We start from the raw sequence: 20561 nt of genomic DNA on the forward strand, positions 1-20561 counted from the left end.
CAACGCCATTTCTCTGATCCACTCTGCTTTTTAGCCGCCTTGTCACCCCCTGAACTCCACATCTCGTCTGCTTCGGCTTCTTCAACGGGTTTGACAATTTCCACCGCCGTTGCCTTGAGTTGATTCAACAGCGATTGGTTGACTTGCTCAAGATGACGATCTTTTTTTTTATGCTTCAATCACCGTGGTCGGACTAATCTTGAGAACGCGGGCAGCATCTCGAATCCCACTGCCATTCATCGCCATATCACTAATTTGTTGCTTGATGTTGGGCAGATAGCCTCGGTAGGAGTATTCCAAGATGAAACTGTGGCGTGAACAGTCCTGATTGCAACATCTATAACCCTGCTTGCCTTCTGCTGTTTTGCCATGCTTGACCATGTGAGAACTTTTGCAGATTGGACAGAGAACAGGTTCGAGTACCATAGCAAATCCTGGAAAAAGCGGTAGCCCAGTTAATGGCTTAATTCTCTCCTATCCAAATCCCATGTCTAGAACATTACCCTTACTCTGTTTTGATTCTGCTACCCCGTCTGCTTGCGGCGGGGTAGTTCAATTCAAGCCGCAGTTCGAAAGCCGCTGCTACTCTTTTTCCAGGTATTTTGAATTACCTGGAAAACTTGTTTCAATTCAAGCCGCAGCTCGAAAGCCACTGCTACTTTACCTTACCCCCTAGCACTGATGGGGGCGAGCTAGTTTCAGTTCAAGCCGCAGATCGAAAGCCGCTGCTACCGGCGGTGCGGCGGGTGCGATGTTGGTTTGTAGCTGACTGCTGATATCTGGGCTCTGTCGCAAAAGCTATTATCGAATTGAAAATGTTGGGCTTGGCTCAAAAATCGCATTCGTAAAAGTTTGGCGACGACTTCATCGCTTCGAGAAGCAATGGAAGCTGTTCTCAAGGATGCCGCCGCTTGGTCTTGATACTATCGATGCCGCAACATGATTGGCGACCGACATAGTAATAATTCTTGCGTTTTAGAGAGACAGACGTGCTCCTTTTCTAGGTGTTTCCCTGAAATTTGAGGTGAAGAAAAGCTTCAGCCTTTTCCAGTCTGGTCAGGTACAGTAACAGCCGTGAGTGAACCAACCTTGTAGATCTTCAGGGGATACTTGAGCAAACGCTTGCTCAATTGCGTTAACTAACTCTGGTAAGTTCTCGCACTCAGGGAACGCAATAGAGCCTTAATCTTTGACTAACCGTTCTCGATGGGAGAAAGCTCTGGCGAATAGGGCGGTAAACAGATAACCATTGCCCCTGCTGGTTGAAGTAGTTCAACTACGGAGTCTCCCTTGTGAATCGAGCCGTTATCCAGAATCACGCAAGCGCCCTTCCACAACTTGGGCACCAGCTTTTGCGCGATGAAGGCTTCAAACAGTAAGTGGCCTATCAACGGCACCGAGCAGGGGCAATTGAGCCATCACCCCCATCAGTCCAATTGCCCCAATCATCGAGACGTTTTTACCCCGTTCTTGCGGACGTTTGCCATGTGCCCTTTGTCCTTTGGAGAGCGTGCTCGCCAAAGGGCCATTGCTAAATTCACCCCGCTTCGTCAATGAAGATTCAATCCTTTGCCCGTATCCCCCGCAGTAAGTGCCAAAACTTGACCCGTTGCTGTTGCACTCGCTCAGTATCCTTTTTACTGGCGTGAACCGTTTTTTTGACGCTCAAGTTCAGCTTAATTAGCATCCGATGGATTGTCGTGCAACTGACGCTCACGCCCGTCTTTTCTGCCAGACGATCCCGCAGTTCCTTGAGGGTGACGTTGCTGTTTGCCTCGACTAATTGTTCTAAAACGCTCAATTGCTGCGCATTCAGCTTCGTAGCTGTTTGTTGGGTTCGAACTTTTGCCCCAACCTTTCCAGTCTCTCGATACCGTTTGAGCAGCGTTTGGACAAAACTGACGGCGACTCTAAATTGACGGGCGAGTTCTCGCTGGGAGATCTTACCCTCCTCATATCGGTCTACGATTTTCTGGCGGAGGTCAGACGAGTAAGCCTTCATGACCAGCAGCTTGAAGATTATATTTTCACTCCTCTACCTTGTACCCTACTTGTCTGAAAAAGGCTGTAAAACACAGTCCAGAACTTTCAGGATCTTTCAGGATCCTTCACCCTTGAAGTCCTGGATCAGGGAGATCGCTTGCTCGGTGGTGTCGCAAAGATTTTTGATGAGCGAGCGATCGACAACGGCGCGATCGTCCTCTCTTGTCTCCGGGGAATAGTGCTGTACAGTGCCAAATTAAACGACATCGAGACAAATTCGTGTCGCTGAGTAAACCCCTCGCTGTTGCAGGGTTGCAGAGAGAGTTTGCTTAGCAGCCTAGCCTTAGGTCAGCAGGATTGCCAAGCTGGCTTGAGGCGGAAAAGCAAGCCAGACCTAGCCTTGCTCCTTTGGCGACACTAATGTGTCTTCACGGCAAATAATAAGTCACTGTACAGTGGTCTTGAAAATTTTGCCCCACACCGGGAAGGTGCTGCACGGCAGGAATTCCCAATCGTCGCAACTCGGCCTCATCGCCGATACCAGATTGCATCAGCACTTTCGGCGTATGGATGGCACCGAGCGACAACACGACTTCGACTGCCGCACCAATGCGATAGATCGCGTCCCGATAGGAAATCTCCACACCAGTAACCCGCTTGCCCTGGAACATCAGCCGTGTGACCAGTGCCTGACTGAGAACCGTCAGGTTTGGTCGATCCATATACGGGAAGACGTAAGAGCGGAATATCGATTCGCGCTTGCCATTGCGGACTCGCACATCGCTGATAGCAGCACCCTTCGCCGCTTCCATCATGCGTCCGTTCGGATTTTCAAACGTCGGAATCCCGACCATCCGCGCTGCTTCGACCGCTGCGGGTGCGATCGGGTTTGGGTCCGGCGCAGGCTGGACAAATACTGGTCCTCCCGTTCCGCGATACAGCGGGTCCGGCACACCATGCCAATCTTCTAGGCGGCGATAAATCTTCAAGACGGATTCATAACTCCAGGCCGGATCGTTGGCTTCGGAGGCGAAGAAATCCCAATCCTGCTGGTGTCCGCGTGCCCAAACCATGACGTTGATGCTCGATCCACCGCCGAGGACCTTGCCCATCGAGAACGGAATCGAACGATTGTTCACATGTCGATTCGGCTGACCTTGAAAGCTCCAGTCTCGATCGGTTCCCAGGTTCATCGGCCATTGATTCGCTGCTATGACACTTGGCACATCATCGGTGCCTCCCGCTTCCAGCAGCAGAACGCTGACATCCGGGTTCTCAGCCAGTCTGCGGGCAACCACCGAGCCAGACGATCCCGATCCGCAAACAATAAAATCGTACTGGTGCCTTAGCTGGGAGGTGAGTTGGCGCTGGTTGCTGCGGACACGTTCGGCGAAACTATTGCGACCATTCGTGTCACCTTGATAGTTGTCGTCATCCTCAAAGGACTCGTTCTCAAAATCCGTCTTCATGGTGCCTACCTCGCTTGCAAAATCGAATTAACAAAATCGAATTAGCTCAGGTTGCTTTTTGTCTGTTTCGATCACCGCTTTGTGAGCCGTTAGCGCTGATGTGAGAAATTGTTTGCAGCATCTTGAGGTTCTGCCTAGATTGCGTTTACAAACACACACCGCTACTCCGTCCGGATCTCCAATCCCATGGCGTCCACTGAAACAGTGTTGCGGCTAGCATCAAGCGTTACTGCACCGTTTGACCGATGGCGTGCCCAACGACGAAAGCAGCCGCATCCGAGCACAACCAGACGACGGCTGCAGCGATCTCCTCGGGCTTGCCCAGGCGTCCGATCGGCTCTTCCGCGATCATCTTCGCGCGCCCTTCGGCCATGTCGCCAGTGAAGCGACTCAGCATCGGGGTGTCGGTGAAGCCGGGACAGACGGCGTTGATGCGGATGTTCGCGCGGCGTAGTCGAGGGCTGCCGATCGAGTGAGACCAATCACGCCGTGCTTCGCGGCGCTGTACGCCGGGCTGCCTTTGACGCCGGTGATTCCTGCGCCCGAGGACGTGTTGACAATCGCGCCGCCCTGCTTGAGGATCAGCGGGATCTCGTGTTTCATGCACAGGAAAACGCTGCGGAGGTTGGTGTCAATGAGCCGGTCCCACTCCTCCTCCTCGTACTCTGCGGTTGGAGTCGGCTTTCTCGGCTCGATGCCTGCGTTGTTGAAGGCGAAGTCCAGCCGCCCGAAAGCCTCAACAGTCTTGGCTAGGGACGCCTTCACGTCCTCGTCCCGCGTCACCTCGCACCGGACGGTGATCGCCTGCCCGCCTTGGTCCTCGATCAGGCGGACCGTCTCTTGGTTACCCTGCTCGGACACGTCGGCGGCCACTACGCTAGCCCCCTCGCGGGCAAACGCCAGCGCTGCCGCGCGACCGATGCCGCTTGCTGTTCCAGTCACAAACGCAACTTTTCCTGTGTAGTTTCCCTTCGCATTCGTCGGCATTATTTTTCTCCTTCAATTCTTTACCTAACTAGGTCTTAAAACCACCGGATGTAGGGATGAGTCGCAGTCACACAAAAATGTACGGTAAGGTCTTATTCCTGTAATCGCGATAAGACTTTCAGAAACTGTTTGTAAACGGTAGTTAAGTGGGTTTGAGCTTTCTCATTCGACGGTTGTTTGTTAACCTCCGTAGCATCAACCGAATCATGACCACGTAAATCATGCCTTCATGATTCTCAGGCAGAGTTTCATAGTCTCGTGTCAGTGCTCGTGCATTCTCTAGCCATGTCCAAGTCCGTTCAACAATCCATCGTTTGGGTTCAACTTGAAATCCTTTCGTTGCGGTTGGACGTTGACTTAACTCAACTTCAACTGAACGCTGTTGCTCGGCAAAAAAGTGTCCAATCAACGCGCCTAAATCGCCTCGATACCCTTGGTCTGCCAGAACTTTGGCAATTCGCCCAAACAGTTCGATAACCCAGACCAAGACCGCTGGAGCAGCTTTGACATCAGCGGTATTAGCAGAGGTGACGTAGCAACCGAGCACCAGTCCTAACACGTCTACAACAATATGACGTTTGCGTCCCTTCACTTTCTTGTTGCCATCAATGCCGTGTTCTTCCCCCCTTTTTGTCCGAGTTTGACGGATTGACTATCAATGATAGCTAAACTGGGTTCTGCTTCTCGTGCCTCAGCCAACCGCACCTTTCGGACTAAAACTGCGTTAATTTGCTCCCAAATGCCTAAGCATACCCACAAACGGAAGTATCCATACACTGTTTGCCAAGCTCCAAACTCAATCGGTAAAGCACGCCATTTGATGCCGTTGTCTGCACGGTAGAAGATGCCGTTGAGGACGACCCGCAGATCGACTTCTCGCTCCCTTCCAACGGGCTTTTCAGGGGGCAGCAGGGGGGCTATCTCTGCCCACTCTTCATCCGTGAGGTCACTCTCGTAGTAAGGTTGTCTCATCGCTTCAAGCAAGGTTGTGATGTCTCTTCTGGTATCGCGCATCTACAACCTCAAGTGGCTTCCGCTTCATATACATTGACAAACAGTTTCTCACTCTCAGCAACAACGTAGTTAGCAGTTCACTGCAAGCGGTTGTTCAGAGATAGACTTTGGTTTGAATTCTTAACTTGTTATTTGAGTTGTAAAGAAGCAGTTACAGCTTGAAATTCTTGTATGATTTTTTCGATCAGCTCACCTGCTGGGAGAGCTTCCGCTAATGCGGCTCCCTGTCCTGCCCACATACTGACAAAGTCTGGACTTGATTGTTGAGCAGAAGCCTGACGCAAAACTCGCCCGATCGACATCTGAGCCGGGAAGGGCAATACCTTATCCCTGTTGTTTTCCATTTCACGGATAAATCGATTTCGGATGGCTCTGGCGGGTTTGCCGGAGAATACTTCAGTAATTACTGTGTCTTCGTCCTTACACTTGAGTACTGCCTGCCTATAGACTTCTGGGATATTGTTCTCAGGGCAGGCGAGAAAGGCAGTTCCCATCTGTACCCCACTTGCCCCCAGTGCAAATGCAGCAACAATTCCACGAGCATCCATGATTCCACCTGCCGCAACGACTGGAACCGATACCGCATCAGCTATCTGTGGCACCAACGCGGTTGTTCCAATCAATCCTTGTTCATAAGGTACTGCAAAAGTCCCACGATGACCTCCGGCTTCAAAGCCTTGGGCAATGATGACATCGACTCCTGCTTCGACGAGCGCTTTTGCTTCCCGGACGGTTGTCGCGGTTGCCAAGACGACTGAGCCGATCGCATGGATCTCACGAATGGCCCTAATGGGCGCAGGTCCAAAGTGGAAGCTGAAGACCGGTACTTTCTCGTCAAGCAGGACAGTAAACTGATCTACAAATGGTCCGAGTATCGGAATGGGTTCGGGCACAGGTCCGGCATCTAGCTCGTTGTGCCATTGTGTTAATAGCTCAGCCATCGGGGTTTGCTGTTCAGGCGTGAGTTGATACACTTCAACGGCTGGGGCAAACAAATTCACTGCAAAGGGTTGGTCTGTCAGCTCTCGAATTTGCCTGATTATGGAGCGAAGGGTGGCTAGTGGGGTGGCTGCCCCGCCATAGGAGCCAAGACCGCCTGCATTAGAAACGGCCGCAACTAACTCAGGTGTGGAAGCGCCAGCCATCGGAGCCTGAATGATGGGATGCCTGATCTTGAGCAAGTCTATCAGTTCTGTTCTAGTCCACATAAGCATCTCCTATGCTTGCTAACAACAGCAAGATATAGATCTTTAACCCCAACATGAGCCGTACAAAAAAGCTGTGCCAATAGCTCATACCTTCATTAGAACGGCTTCGTTAAAGCGTTCTTTCGCTTGATTGATCGCAATGGGCGATCGACGGCTTCCTTCTCTCCGGCGAATCTCTCGCCAGATTTGAGTTGCCGCAATTGCACCATCAGCAGCAGCAATCACCACCTGATTCATCCCCACTTTCAAATCACCAATCGCAAAGATGCGGGGGTGAGATGTGCGGTTCACTTTGTCCGTGATCAGATTTCCCCCTTCGTATTCCAGGTCAATATTCTTCAAGTAGTCTGCGTGATATTTTGACCCCATCGAAACGAGTCCTGCATCTAGTTCCTCAATCGATCCATCAGCCAGTTCTACACCTGACATTTGATGATTCTCACCCAGGAATTGTTTGATCGGCTGTTCGACTAATCGGTAACCGTGCTGTGTTAGACGGTGACGGAATTCGCTACTCACCTCAAACTCGCCATTTGTGAACACTGTGATGTAGGGGGTAAACCAGCCCAGTGGGAATGCAGCTTCCAGGCTAGATTCACTGCTGCCAAATACACCTGCTCTTTTGTCGCGCATTTCATAGCCATCACAAATCAAACACACATGCAGATTATGTCCGGCATACTCAAACACGTTTTGCATGTTGTTTAATTGGGGTAAGTGGTCGATGATGCCGCTAGCAGCGATTAGATAACGACTGCGAAACACGGTATAGGTCGGGTTGGTGCGTCCAATCCGAACACGCACAGCGAACGTTTCACCTTCATCGGTAACGTCTTCTACATAGCCGTTGAGATGCTCACCCTCTAGCGACAAATAGTGTGTTTTTCCTTGTTTCAACACCTCTCGACCAGGAGTATCAGGCGGCAACCCTAGATAGTTGTGTAATTCCTGCACCCAGGACGATCGCGCTTTGCCTTTGTCAATAATCAGGGTAGAAAGAAGAGAACGTTGTAGATAGATTCCTGCTGATAATCCAGCCGCTCCACCTCCTACAACTAATACATCATAAACATGGTCTGTTCGTTGATTGGCTGTTTGTCTTGTCAGTTGCATAGGAACCTCCAGAAACTTGCTAGAAAGTACGACAATTCCTTTGTTGCCAGTGATGGACAACGAGATAATTTAGCAGTTTGTAAAGCAGACGGGCTTGCCATCGACTGAAATCAAGCGATCAAGGCGAATTTCAGTTCCATCTTGCAACTTAAGAAATTCGCTTTTGTTGGCAGTGTAGAGGTCGATAATTTTGCTCTCTATACCGACTACTTCACTGGTTTCTGTGCGGTAGCGGATCGTACAAAGCCGATGTAAGGTGGCGAGTGCCTCTAGCTCGTCGTAAAAACTACAGCTAACTGCTTGATACGGGTCTGCAGAGGCATTAGAACAGTCTGTATCGACAACGATGTGTTGGGTTGAATCTGAGTTCAGGTTCATGATTGATTCTCGACTGATGATGTAAGTGAGCAGGAGAAATATCGCATTCTCTTTTTAGATTGGTAAGCTTGCTACCCGCCTTGATTAACTTCATTTTCCTGCGATCGCCCAATACACACTACTCAAGTTAGTTGAGTTAAAACGCGACTTAAATAGCTCGCTCACCTCACGGAGGAAAAGGCAGTCGGTACTAGCAACTCATTGCTGATGTTCTGCACCAGTGGACCGTCCTTCTCAGTTTCAGTTTTGATCGCGATCCAGTTAGGGTCAGCGAGAAATGCACTCCACCGCTCCTCACGCTCAGCCAGGCTATCCCAAGCAAGTAGGTAGGTGAGCTGGTTACTCTCGCTTTCGCCGATTAGCGTTGTCCAAAACCCAGCCTGACGGATGCCATGTTTTTCCCAAATCCGTAAGGTGTGATTCTGGAAGCGTGAGAGCAGTGCTGGTAGTCGTCCGGGCATGGAATGATAGATGCGTAGTTCGTAGATCATGTCTTCAATGCCCCGCACTCTGTCCACCATCGACGTGCAGGATTTCGCCCGTCACAAAATTGGCGAATTCGAGGTAGAGGATGGCATCGACAGCATCAGAGATCTCGCCGATATGACCGATCGGGTGCATAGCCCCAAGCTGTGCATGAGTCACGACGGGGTGCATTGGTGTCTTAATGGTTCCCAATGCCACGGCGTTCACCCGAATCCCGCGTCTGGCATACTCAATTGCCAATGATTGGGTCGCAGCATTCAATCCACCTTTTGTGAGTGATGCGAGTACAGAGGGTACGCCCGCGATCGGGTTGTCAACCAGGCTCGTTGAGATCTGCACAACATGACCACTACCCTGCTTCTCCATCTCGGTAATCGCAAGTTGTGTGATGTGAAAAAAGCCAGCGATATTGGTGCCTAAATACGCCTGGTAGTCTGCCTCGGTATATTGGGTAAATGGCTTGGCGATGAAGATGCCAGCATTGTTGATGAGTGTGTCAATGCGCCCGAACTGGGTTACACCTTCGATAATCGAACGCTCAGCAGTTTTGCGATCGGCGATGTCGCCGGACACCGCAATGATTCCATCATCGTCTGATGGCTGAATTGAGCGTGAGACTGCAATGACCCGATAGTTGCGATCACGGTACGCTTTGACCAGAGCTGCGCCGATGCCTTGGGACGCACCAGTAATCACAGCAACTTTTTGTTCAGTGCTCATGGTAAAACTCCTTTGGAAATCATGGGTGAATGTTGCAAGTCAGGCAATGGTCTAAGCCGCGATGCTGCGGTCATGGTCGGTACTGGTCGCAACTGGCAGCCAGGCTTCGATGTCCTGTGCCATTTTTGCAGCGCTGCTTCGGTAGAATTTAACCGCGTCGTTGCCAGCTGGCAAATGCAGCGGAGGATTTTCTGTAGTGGTGAGTTGGAGAATTACCTGAGCAAACTTTTTCGGATCACCGGGTTGGTTTCCATGGAGTGCATCTGCTCCACTCCGCATTTGTCCTACCGTTTCCTGGTAATCGTCAATGATCGTTTTAGCCGCAACGTAGGATTCGGTGCTGAGGAAATCGGTACTAAAAAGACCGGGAGCTACTGCCGTAACGTGGATGCCGAGCGGTGCCAGTTCGACTGCTAGCCCTTTCGAGATGCCTTCGACTGCAAATTTAGTAGACCCATATAATCCCCAGCCCGGTACTGCATCGTAGCCAAACAATGACGAAATATTGATGATGTGCCCAGACTTTTGCTGGCGCAGGTATGGCAATACGGCACGCGTCACGTTTAGTAACCCAAACACGTTGGTGTCATATTGCTTGCGAACTTCGGCATCTGTGAACTCTTCAGTTGCACCAACCATACCAAACCCGGCATTATTGGCTAAAACATCAATCCGACCGAAACGAGCAACGGCTTGCTTGACAGCCTCTTGTACCTGGTCTTCCTGGGTGACAGCCATCGACACAACGTGTAGATTCGCGTGGTTATGCAAAGTAGTGGCAAGTTGGGCGGGATTGCTGCGAACTGTTGCCACGACCTGGTCGTCTGCTGCCAGGGCTGCTCTGGCAATTTCCAATCCAAAGCCTCTGGAGGCTCCGGTAATAAACCATACTTTCTGCGTTTTCATTTTGTGTCCTGGTTGTAAGGGGTTATATCTGATGCGTAAACTCGATAAATCGAATCCTCCTGCCTCCGGCATTCCCTTTAATCAGGGGAACTGAGGGGGATTGGTTCGAGGCAGAGAGTTGTCATGAAGACTGCTTAGATCAGTGCTATTGGATGTGTTGCCATCCTGTTACCGTCCGGGAAGCCGTGTCTTCACTTCTTGAAGTACCCAACCATTGCCGTCTGGGTCGCTGAACGAGGCATAGGAGGCATAATCGCCACGCTTTGGATCGGGACCCGGGACCCGTCCTTCGGTTCCGGCGTGGTGGAAGATCCCGCCAATGTCGTGAAATATTTCACTCACTTCAACACCTCGTTCTACGAGTTCAGCACGGGCTGCTTCGATGTCATAAACGATGAGATACAAGCCTTGAACTGAGCCAGGCTCAGCTAACGACACTCCTTTCCCGAAGATGATCGAGGCTTCTGATCCAGGTGGGGTTAATTGCACGACTCGGAAGCCATTTTCACCAGGAAAGTCAGCATCGAGTCGCCATCCCAACGTTTTATAGAAGTCTTTAGAGCGATCGACATCGGTAACGGGAATTACCACAACTTCGAGTTTCATGGTTTGATTGGTGACTTGATTGCTGTTCATCTTGTTCTCCTTTTGCTCTTCTTGTAGATGGGTGGGCTTGCTGCCCAGCTCGATTAACTTCATTCTTCTGCGACCGCTCCATCCACACCACTCAAGTTCTGTGATTTAAAACGCGACTTAATAGCCAGTAATAGCCAGTAATAGCCAGAAGCAATTAAACCTGATATACTTCGCCAAAAAAGGAATCATTTGCCTGTCCCTTGTGTTGCTGAAACTCCCTGGCAGGATTGAATTGAAGAAACGCCCGATATTCTAAGGAACGACCTACCTCTGTCCTTTACACCATTGGCTGATCTATGGATGCCAACCCATCAAAATCTAGACGTGGAGCAACCCCGTCTAAGCGAGTGCGAGGAGTTATCCTGTCGCCGCAGGGGTGGCAACGATTTCAGACAGCAAAACAGCAGGCAGAATCTGACGAAACCTGGGGCAAGCACTTCACCCAGGAAGATCTTAATGAGCGCACCGGACTTTCCCTCAATACTCTGGCTCGCATCTTTAAGCGCGAACAGGGGGTCGATCGTCAGTCAGTCGAGTATCTCTTTCGGGCATTCGGGCTGGAATTGATGCAAGCGGACATAACATCTCCTGCCGCATCGGAAGAAACCGAGAGCCGGTGGACTAATCCCCAACAGGACTGGGACACAGCCGTCGATGCTTCAACCTTTTATGGGCGGGAGGCAGAACTGACGCAACTGTGGCAGTGGGTGGTGTCTGAGCGCTGCCGCATCGTTGGACTATTGGGCATCGGCGGCATTGGCAAAAGCACGATCGCCGTCAAAGCTGCACTGCAAATGCAAACCGAATTTGAGATTGTCGTGTGGCGATCGCTCTCCAATGCGCCACCGTTGGATGAACTGCTGTCGAGTCTGCTGAAGTTTCTCATGCCGCTCTATGGAGAAGATCCCATCCTTCCCACGACGCTGGCTCAGCAGATCTCCAAGCTGATGCAGTATCTGCGAGCGCGTCGGTGTTTATTGATCCTCGATAATGCGGAAACCCTTTTGCAACGAGAGCGGGTAGGACAGTGGCGAACAGGTTACGAAGAGTACGGACAGTTGCTTAGAGCAATCGGCGAAGCATCTCATCAGAGTTGTTTGTTGCTCACTAGTCGAGAAAAGCCGCAGGAGATGGCCCTGATGGAAGGGGCACAGACGCTGGTGCGATCGGTATCCTTGAGTGGGCTAACCCCTGACGACGGACGCGCCCTGTTTCGGCAAAAAGGAGCGTTTACCGGCTCAGAATCTGAATGGCAAACCCTGATCGATCACTATGGCGGTAATCCTCTGGCGCTAAAACTGGTTGCCAGCGCCATTCAAGATTTGTATGACGGCAGCATTAGTGAAGTGATGCCCTTCCTGAATCAGGGATTGGCGGTGTTTGAAGATATTCGCGATGTGCTGGAGCGTCAGTTCGATCGCCTCTCTGAAACCGAACAGATAACCCTGTTCTGGTTTGCCATTCATCGAGAACCCGTCTCGATCGCAGAGATTCGAGAGAACGTGGTTGATCCGGCTGCTCAGCAGCGTGTACCCAATCTGGTCAATGCGCTACTACGGCGATCGCTGATTGAAAAAAGCGATGGGTTATTCTTCCTGCAACCTGTGGTGATGGAATATGTCACAGAACGATTTGTGCAGCAGGTCTGTATCGAATTTGAGACGCAGCAGTTGAACGTTTGGCAAACGCACTCTTTACTGCGAGTCAAAGCGAAAGATTACATTCGAGAGATTCAAGCGCGATTAATAGTGCAACCGGTAATGGAACGGCTACTGTCCCACTTTGGTAGTGTGGGGGCGATCGAGGCACAAGCCAGGCACCTGTTACGGCAACAGGGAAAGAAACCAGGGTACACTGCGGGCAATCTGATCAACCTGCTGATACAGTTTCAAGTGGACTTACGCGGCTGGGATTTTTCTGATCTTGTGGTGCAACAAGCCGACCTGCGGCAGGTCGATTTAGCTAGGGTCAATTTTCAGAACGCTACTTTTGCTAAATGCATCTTTTCTGAAGTATTCAGTATTGCTATGTCGGTTGACCTGAGCCCTGATGGTCAGCTGATGGCAGTGGGCGATGGCAATGGCAACATCTATCTCTGGAACATCAGCACCACTCAGCTCTTGGCCACATTTAAAGGTCACATCGGTTGGGTTTGGTCGGTTGCTTTTAGTCCCGATAGTACTCTGCTCGCCAGTGGTAGTACGGATAGTGCCATACGCTTGTGGGATGTCGAGAGCGGGCAGTGCTTGCGGGTGCTCACAGAGCATACAGGCGGTGTTCGTTCAGTCAGTTTTAGTGCCGATGGTCAGCAGTTGGCGAGCGGCAGTGAAGACAAAACGGTACGTTTATGGAATTTGCAAGGGCAGTGTCTCCATGTTTTGCAAGGACACACCCAGAGCGTTTATTCTGTCCACTTCGCTCCTAATCAGCAAACTCTAGCTAGCAGCAGTAATGACGCCACGATTCGGATTTGGGAGGTGAGCAGTGGAAACTGCTTGAGCATCTTACAAGGGCATACTAGTGGGGTGCAGTGTGTGCGCTATAGCCCGGATGGTCAACTGCTCGCCAGCGGCTGCCGGGACGGAGTGATTCGACTTTGGAGTGGTGATTGCTCCCAGAATCGATCGTCGCAGCCCCGTATCATCAATTCCAGTGTCAAGCTGCTGCAAGGACATACCGACTGGATTTGGAACATTGCCTTTAGCCCAGATGGTCAGTGGTTAGCCAGTGCCAGTCACGATAGTACACTACGCCTGTGGAGTGTTCCAGAGGGGCAACCCATTAATATATTTGAGGGTCATACCCATGATGTTTTTGGGCTTGCCATCAGTGCCGACAGTCAATGGTTGGTCAGTACCGGAGAAGACTATACGGTGCGGCTCTGGAATTTGCAGGGTGGACAGAACCTGAAAACGTGGCATGGATATACTGGTGGAATTCACTCCCTCAGCCTGAGTTCGGATGACCAACTCCTTGCCAGTAGTGGACAGACTGAAACAATTCAGGTGTGGCGGGTACAGCGAGATCGCAATGGGTCGCAACTTGACCCCTACAAAACCTTTTCCAGCCCGATCCGTCGGATGTCACCCTTTAGCAGTGTCAGCTTCAGTCCGGTTCACCTAGCGTCGCCGGAGGGAATTAATCAAACGCTGGCGATCAATCGACGCGATAAGTCGATCACCCTATGGAATATCCAAACCGGGCACTTCGATCAATGGTCAGCGCACAGCGCATCCATCTGGACAATTCTGTTTAGCCCAACGGGACAAACTTTAGCCAGCAGTAGTTTTGATTGCACCGTGCGACTGTGGGATGTGCAGACGCATCACTGTTTGCAGGTGTTACGCGGACACCAGAACGGGATTCGCGCGATCGCGTTTGACCCCGACGGTCAACGGTTAGCCAGCGGCAGTTTTGATTTCACCATTCGCTTATGGGATGTGCAAACGGGAGCATGTCTGAAGGTTTTGCAGAAACATATCGGTGCAATTTTCGCACTCGCATTTGATCCGAGTGGTCAGCGACTGGCAAGCGGCAGTCAGGATCAAACCATTCGCTTGTGGGATGTGCAAACGGGAGCATGTCTGAAGGTTTTGCAGGGGCATACCGGAGCCATCTGGACGGTTGCCATCTGTTCCAACGGTCAAACCCTGGCAAGTGGCGGTGATGATCAAACCATTCGACTGTGGGATCTGCAAACGGGGCGTTGTCTTCACATTCTGGATGAACATCGTGGTTGGGTTCGCTCAGTCCTCTTTAGCTCTGACGGTCAAATTCTATTCAGTGGGAGTAACGATCGCACTATCAAGACCTGGGATGTGCAGACAGGACGTTGTATCAGCACGTTGCGGGTCGATCGCCTGTATGAAGGCATGAATATTGGAGGCGCAACAGGGTTGACAACGGCTCAAAAAGCTACCCTGAAGGCGTTAGGGGCAATCGATCATTGAAGTGGCATTCATCCAACTTCCGTGCCTTTGCTTGTGTTCGATCGTGTCTAGCAACTGTTGAAAGGCGTTGAGCAATTGCGTCATTTCGTGGTTCATGAGTTGGTTAGCTTGTTCATCTAAAGAAATCTCTAACCATTCGCTTGTCACCCGTTTTTCAGCTTGTTCATCCTCCAAACTTACAGGCAGTAGAGAGACCTGACGATACCTTTCTAGTGTTGACGGCTTCAGCATCAGCACGGTTTCAGGAGTTTCTAGAGTTTGAATATAGCGCCACATAAATTCTGGTGGAATATCTGTGCAATCCCATACCAGACGCAGTGGTTGTATCCCTCCAGGTAGCGATCGCCAGTGTTCCCTTTGATAGTGCTCAAAGAGCAGCTTAGCTTGCATCATGCCGAAAGCTGTTTTTGAGTGAGCATTCAGTAGATTGATCGCTGCATCCAACTGACCAATGGCAAAACTAACAAAGCAAACCGCGTGGCTCACAAACTCCCCTGGCTGACTCTGGCTCTCTAACCCTCTGCGATAACGCTCAAAGACCTGGTTGTATACGCTTGGAGAAAACACCAACGTCGCATTCACATTCATGCCTTCGCGCAGCAGTTGTTCAATCACCGGCAGCATCAGTCGAGTCGCTGGGATTCTCAGCAACAAATTACTCCATCCTACAGCCCGCCAGATTCTTTGAGCCGCAGCGATCGCCGTTTCCACATTGAACAGTGTATCAGGTGGTAAATCGACCTGAACATAGCCATCTCGTCCCTGGGTGTGAACATGCACCTGCTTCAACCGATCCGCCGCTAATTGCAGATCTCGCACCAGCAAGTATTCATAATCTGTTCGAGCACTTCGGCTGCTGCCGCGCTGCGCCAGCGTCCTGAAGTCGCGATCGTACGCCTGTCTCTGGATAGCAAGGTTTAGCGCGTCAAAGTTCGATCTCACTCCCCTGACTCCACCCGCTTCAATGGCTTGCTGCAACTGACCGCTGCTCACCCAGCTTCGCTCAAACCCATCAAGCCAGAGGGATTGTCCAGAGCGATGGAGTGATCGTAACAGGTTCATAGCTGATAAACTGCACTTAAAGGTTCAAACATCTACTAAACCAGTTTGGGGACTTTCTTCAAATGAAACCACGCAATATCCCTGAGTTAAGCACCAACTTAAGGAGCAACTTGGTTTCACACTACAATCGATTGCTCCAAGCCCTGATGGATTGACGACTGAAAGCAGTGCAAAGCTCAGGGAACAGTGGTGAGACGATCGCTCAGCATGCTGCGTCTCTAGTAGTTAACTGGAGCAGAGGATGGCAGTTAGATCGTCTTCATTGATGGCGACAAAGTGGTTTGCACCTTACCTGTAATGTACTGATGTTGTCAGAAATGAAGATTTTATGGATTTAGCAATCGTTCGCTAAAAAACTGTTGCGTCATTCGTTCATAGTGCTGGCAGAGGTTAGATCGTCTAAGAATATAATCGACGATCGAGCTTCCATAGGGCGGTTTAATGAAGTTGCCAATGGAAGCGTAAGCTGTTGCATCTAATGTTGTTGGTTGGTTGCCAAGAAAAAATGGTTTGTCTGCCAGAAGATCTGAGAGAGCTTGAAAATCAGCACAAATAAGTTGACTAATGTCCTCGTAATTGTGTCGCCCCATGCCATGACCACGAAATTGAGAAAGTATGGTTTGGCGGAATTCTTCAACAAACGGTTTTGATGCTTCTAGCGGAGCTTCAGGAAAGAATGCGTGTGCCAGTACGTCTCGATAGCCTTGCCAGTTTTCTTCCAGACCGTAGCGAATGTGAATGGTTCCCCAGTAAGTGTTTTCCTTGAGCATCCGGCGAAATGCCAGGGAGATAGCTCGTTCTGTAAGGGTCAAATTTGTATCGAGATCGATCCCTTCCGCTTGTTCAAGCATCTCGATAATCAACGTGGCATCTCCAATTAGTTGTCCTTGATAGTCAACAAACGGAATCTTACCTTTGGGAGCAAGTTCAAGATCGTTTGCTGTAATGATGACTGTGTTGTAAGGAAGCTCTGCCATGCGAAACCAAGTTTCAAGCTCTAGACAGGCAGGGCTAATGCTCGGCAGGTTCCAAAGTGATAGGAAAGTGTACAAGGTAAGCACTAAAGGGATTCCTCCTCTAAAAAATTCAGGGTTCTATCTTGAAAATCAATGACAGCTGAAAATAGAGCCGTCGATTGAGGGGCTACCTAGCAACAGGAACCAAGTTCACCTGATACCCTAATTGCTGAATCCGACCACACATGTGTTGAAGTAGACGGTCATTGTGTTGCTGATGCCTACCCGTGACCTTGACCTCTTGGAACACTTGCTGCTTGGTGAGCATGTGATAGACCGCGATCAAAATACGATGGGCGACTGCAATAATCGCTCGCTGACGACCTCGACGCGCTGCTAATCGACGATAAACGGTTGACAAATTCGAGGTTTTGCATCGAGCAGCGGCATTCGCTGCCTGAACCAAGGCACTGCGTAACCAATTGTTTCCCTGTCCAATCGCACCACTCAAACGCTTGCCTGCGCTTTCAAAATTTCCAGGACAGACTCTCGCCCAGCGCGCTAGATGAGCGGAGGTTGGAAACCGACTCATATCAATCCCAATTTCGGCAAGAATTCGTTCTGCCGTTTCCCGTCCGACACCCGGAATAGTATCCAACAGCATGACCGCTTTTTCCCAATTTAGGGGTGTCGATGGTTCCGTTCCGGGGCGCTTCGCTGACTGTCCTTGATTCTCTAGGGTAGATTGCAAACTGGCTTCAGCAGAGGGTGTTTGAGACTGAATGTGAGTGGTAATCTCAGTATCGAAGACGGCAATTTGCTCTTCTAAAAAATCAATGTGCCTCAGGTGAGAAGCAATCAAAAAGCGATGATGAGCTCGCACTCGTCCGCTCAACGCTTGCTCTAACTGAGACTGTTTTCGGCGCAGGCTGCCAACCGCTAACCCGGCTAATGTAATGGCATCGTCTTGTCCAGCTACGATTGCAGCGAGCATCTTTCGAGCGGAAACACCCATGACATCGGTAACAACGGATGCTAATTTCACATTTGCCCACTCCAACACCTTTTGCAGTCGATTCACGACCGAGGCTTTTTCGCGCACGAGCGTTGCTCGATGACGGGTTAGGTCTCTCAAATCTCGTTGTGGCAGTGGAGGAATGAAGCTGCCTCGCAACAGTCCATGTTGCAAGAGTTGGGCAATCCATTCTGCATCTTTAACATCTGTTTTTCGCCCTGGCACGTTCTTGATGTGTTGAGCATTCACCACCAGAACCGTAAAGCTGGCTTCTAGGAGGTTATACACAGGTTTCCAATACTCACCTGTGCTCTCCATGGCAACATGGGTCACACCGTTATCGCTTAACCAATCCGACAAGCTGAGTAACTCTTGGGTTGTGGTTCCAAACGTTCGACTTTCAGTTGCCTTTGGTTTAGCTGCACTGATCCAACAAGCCACGACTGTCTTTTTGTGAACATCTAAGCCAGCACAATTTGAATAAGTCACGTCCATCGTTACGTCCTCCAATTCTCGATGAAGGCTGGCAAGATGCCCCTGATCTGAAGATTCTATCTTGCGTGCTTTCCAAACCGAGTTGGATACCACAATTCGTTATGCCTTTGGGCATCTGGGTCTGTCTGTCGCTCAGGCTCTCTGGCACTATTAACCCTCGACCTCGTTACCAGCCTCTTTCTTTATATTCTGTTTAACCTGTTCTAATCAATTTTCATCCTTCGTTGTGTCCGCTGGACATGCCCGTCTGTCGCAAAAATTTTAAAGTGATAAACGAACTGGTCTCGTTCGTATTGTTTTAAGCAGTTACCCCAAGGAGTTCGTTGATGAATCTTGCTTGAGATACACTATCCCCTTGGTTGATTCCTTTCACTTGTCCTTTGCGAATCATCGCCATTGCCTCGATCCCTCGCAATGTTCTGCTTGCTGTGTTGAATGACTGAAATCCCATCATTGGTTTGACAATTCGTTTGATGTTCCGGTGGTCCTGCTCAATCAGGTTGTTCAAATATTTGCTCTGCCGCAATTCGGTCTCGGCTTTCAAGGTTTTCTCTTGCTTCAATTCATTGACGGCAACGGGATACGCGGCATTTTTATCCACAGTAATCACTCGTGGCATTTGAGTGTGCTTTGCTCTGAGCACTTTACGGAAAAAGCGTGCCGCCGCCTTGCCATCCCGCTTCGCACTGAGCATGAAGTCCAGAGTGTTCCCCTCCGAATCCACGGCTCGGTACAGGTATTTCCACTCCCCTCGGATTTGGATGTAAGTTTCATCGACTCTCCACGAGTCGTTCGTGGGATTTAAGAACGGACGCATCCGCTTGTCGAGTTCTGGCGCGAATCGCAGTACCCACCGATTGAGAGTGGAATGATCAACTGCGACTCCGCGCTCCGCCATCATCTCCTCCAAATCGCGGTAGCTCAGGGAATAACGACAATACCAGCGCACGTTCAGCAAGATGATTTCAGGCAAGGGTGGAGTCGAGGGGAACTATTATGCTCCGCCCCTCTCCTTTAGATCCGGACGTGCCCGTTTCCGTGCATCCGGCTCCCGATTAGCTTTGCTTGCTCATGTGGATATAATCATGGCAGCTTTCATGGACAACCATCAAGTTTTGGCTCTTCCAGTTGTTGTGATTGCAATCCATGTGGTGAAGGTGTATCTTCTCGTCACCGAGAAGCTTGGCTCCACAATATCCACAAGCATGGTGCTGTTTTCTCAGCAAACTTGCTGTTACTCCTTTGTAAAGTTTGGAGTTTCGAGCACTCCAGTACAGGATATCCCCATCATAGGGTGAACGTTCACCTGCGACATTGACATGTCTGTTTTCAGCATAAGAGACTCTTGGGAATGCCTTGTTCATCAAGTCATTTACCTGGAAGCGGTTCAGCGTTTTCTCCTGTTTGAAAACCTTCCATGTGCGGTGTCTCGTTCTCCAGAGTGAGAATCAGGAACCGTCTAACTTGCAGTAGCGGTGATAGTTTCTCCATCCTCTGACTAAAGGAGCTAGCTTCGTTGCTTTAGCTGTTGCCCCATCATTCGAGCAGTTGACGATACGTTTAACTTTTCTACGGAATGTTTGGTAATTATCCTCTGAAGGGACGCATCTAAACTTTCCATTGGCTTGCACTTTGAAGTGCCAACCCAGAAAATCAAACCCATCTGTCGCCGATACTAATCTCGTTTTCTGCCACTTAATCTGTAGTCCTAACTCATCGAGAAACTTCACAATCTGCTTTAGAATGGCTTGCGCGTCATCGTTTGGTTTGAGAATGATCACCATATCATCCGCATACCTCACGCTGTTATGAATGTTTTCGATACCGTTGAGTGCGATGTTTGCCAGTGTCGGGGAAAATAGAGTAGGGACAGAGCGCACCTTCAGGTCTTTCGACTCGCGTGTTTCATCCATCCCTCTCCCCAAACGAAGCGTGACAGTTTCCCGTCACTTCGCTTTCCCTCATTGCAATCGACTGTGATCTCCAAAGGACGCGGTTTCCGCATGACAGCTTCGGCAGAGCAATTGCAGATTCTCTTTGAGCGCTTTTCCCCCGTAGCGTTTTGCTTTGAGGTGGTGGAGGTCTAAATGCTCCTGGCAACCGCAGAGGTCGCATTTAGCTCCGCGTTCTGCTTTGATCTCTTCTTTCAGTTCGCGCCATTCGTCGTTGTTCTCAGCATTACC

The 20561-nt window shown here is 50.3% G+C and carries 17 protein-coding genes and 3 pseudogenes; 1 reads left to right on the top strand and 19 read right to left on the bottom strand.

Annotation, left to right across the window (positions count from 1 at the left end; translation table 11 throughout):
• From AC5I6P_RS14700 to AC5I6P_RS14760, 13 genes and pseudogenes are all read right to left on the bottom strand, one after another.
• Positions 1–426, bottom strand: a pseudogene (locus AC5I6P_RS14700) (IS1-like element transposase); the annotation flags it as partial.
• Between the two features lie 630 nt (positions 427–1056).
• Positions 1057–2002: pseudogene (locus tag AC5I6P_RS14705) on the bottom strand (IS630 family transposase).
• A gap of 409 nt (positions 2003–2411) precedes the next feature.
• Positions 2412–3452 (bottom strand): GMC family oxidoreductase, encoded by a 1041-nt coding sequence (locus tag AC5I6P_RS14710; protein WP_495694522.1) that lies wholly within the window; start codon positions 3450–3452, stop codon positions 2412–2414.
• Positions 3453–3678: 226 nt separating this feature from the next.
• Positions 3679–4439 (bottom strand): annotated as a pseudogene (locus AC5I6P_RS14715) (SDR family oxidoreductase).
• Between the two features lie 142 nt (positions 4440–4581).
• Positions 4582–5031 carry a transposase gene (locus tag AC5I6P_RS14720; protein ID WP_495694523.1) on the bottom strand — a complete coding sequence of 150 codons (450 nt, stop codon included), beginning with the start codon at positions 5029–5031 and terminating at the stop codon, positions 4582–4584.
• Complete coding sequence (locus tag AC5I6P_RS14725) at positions 5028–5453, bottom strand: IS5 family transposase (protein WP_495694524.1); 426 nt, start codon at positions 5451–5453, stop codon at positions 5028–5030. The genes AC5I6P_RS14720 and AC5I6P_RS14725 overlap by 4 nt, the downstream gene beginning before the upstream one ends.
• Before the next feature lie 128 nt (positions 5454–5581).
• The gene (locus tag AC5I6P_RS14730) at positions 5582–6661 is read right to left on the bottom strand and encodes an NAD(P)H-dependent flavin oxidoreductase (protein ID WP_495694525.1); all 1080 of its coding nucleotides are present in this window, start codon (positions 6659–6661) and stop codon (positions 5582–5584) included.
• Positions 6662–6745: 84 nt separating this feature from the next.
• Positions 6746–7774 (bottom strand): NAD(P)/FAD-dependent oxidoreductase, encoded by a 1029-nt coding sequence (locus tag AC5I6P_RS14735; protein ID WP_495694526.1) that lies wholly within the window; start codon positions 7772–7774, stop codon positions 6746–6748.
• A 69-nt stretch (positions 7775–7843) separates the two neighbouring features.
• Complete coding sequence (locus AC5I6P_RS14740) at positions 7844–8152, bottom strand: hypothetical protein (RefSeq protein WP_495694527.1); 309 nt, start codon at positions 8150–8152, stop codon at positions 7844–7846.
• A 161-nt stretch (positions 8153–8313) separates the two neighbouring features.
• Entirely contained in the window at positions 8314–8643 is a 330-nt protein-coding gene (locus AC5I6P_RS14745; RefSeq protein WP_495694528.1) for an NIPSNAP family protein, read from the bottom strand.
• A 4-nt stretch (positions 8644–8647) separates the two neighbouring features.
• A complete protein-coding gene (locus AC5I6P_RS14750; RefSeq protein WP_495694529.1) occupies positions 8648–9358 on the bottom strand; it encodes an SDR family NAD(P)-dependent oxidoreductase in 711 nt (236 codons plus the stop codon).
• A gap of 51 nt (positions 9359–9409) precedes the next feature.
• Complete coding sequence (locus AC5I6P_RS14755; RefSeq protein WP_495694530.1) at positions 9410–10264, bottom strand: oxidoreductase; 855 nt, start codon at positions 10262–10264, stop codon at positions 9410–9412.
• Between the two features lie 168 nt (positions 10265–10432).
• The gene (locus tag AC5I6P_RS14760) at positions 10433–10963 is read right to left on the bottom strand and encodes a VOC family protein (protein WP_495694531.1); all 531 of its coding nucleotides are present in this window, start codon (positions 10961–10963) and stop codon (positions 10433–10435) included.
• Between the two features lie 233 nt (positions 10964–11196).
• Between AC5I6P_RS14760 and AC5I6P_RS14765 the strand changes: the two genes are divergently transcribed.
• Positions 11197–14850 carry a WD40 domain-containing protein gene (locus AC5I6P_RS14765; protein ID WP_495694532.1) on the top strand — a complete coding sequence of 1218 codons (3654 nt, stop codon included), beginning with the start codon at positions 11197–11199 and terminating at the stop codon, positions 14848–14850.
• On the opposite strand, the gene AC5I6P_RS14770 is transcribed toward AC5I6P_RS14765, so the two are convergent.
• The 6 genes from AC5I6P_RS14770 to AC5I6P_RS14795 all read right to left on the bottom strand — a co-directional run.
• Complete coding sequence (locus AC5I6P_RS14770) at positions 14830–15912, bottom strand: transaldolase family protein (protein WP_495694533.1); 1083 nt, start codon at positions 15910–15912, stop codon at positions 14830–14832. The genes AC5I6P_RS14765 and AC5I6P_RS14770 overlap by 21 nt on opposite strands.
• A gap of 326 nt (positions 15913–16238) precedes the next feature.
• The gene (locus AC5I6P_RS14775) at positions 16239–16973 is read right to left on the bottom strand and encodes a glutathione S-transferase family protein (RefSeq protein WP_495694534.1); all 735 of its coding nucleotides are present in this window, start codon (positions 16971–16973) and stop codon (positions 16239–16241) included.
• Between the two features lie 82 nt (positions 16974–17055).
• A complete protein-coding gene (locus AC5I6P_RS14780) occupies positions 17056–18378 on the bottom strand; it encodes an IS110 family RNA-guided transposase (RefSeq protein ID WP_495694535.1) in 1323 nt (440 codons plus the stop codon).
• A gap of 298 nt (positions 18379–18676) precedes the next feature.
• Positions 18677–19351, bottom strand: coding sequence for an IS6 family transposase (locus tag AC5I6P_RS14785; RefSeq protein ID WP_495694536.1), 675 nt, complete (start codon positions 19349–19351; stop codon positions 18677–18679).
• 475 nt (positions 19352–19826) lie between these two features.
• Positions 19827–20291 carry a reverse transcriptase domain-containing protein gene (locus AC5I6P_RS14790; RefSeq protein WP_495694537.1) on the bottom strand — a complete coding sequence of 155 codons (465 nt, stop codon included), beginning with the start codon at positions 20289–20291 and terminating at the stop codon, positions 19827–19829.
• A gap of 48 nt (positions 20292–20339) precedes the next feature.
• Positions 20340–20561: HNH endonuclease (locus AC5I6P_RS14795; RefSeq protein WP_495694538.1), on the bottom strand; the 222-nt coding region annotated here is incomplete at its 5' end.

The sequence above is a fragment of the Myxacorys sp. genome (assembly GCF_059501405.1).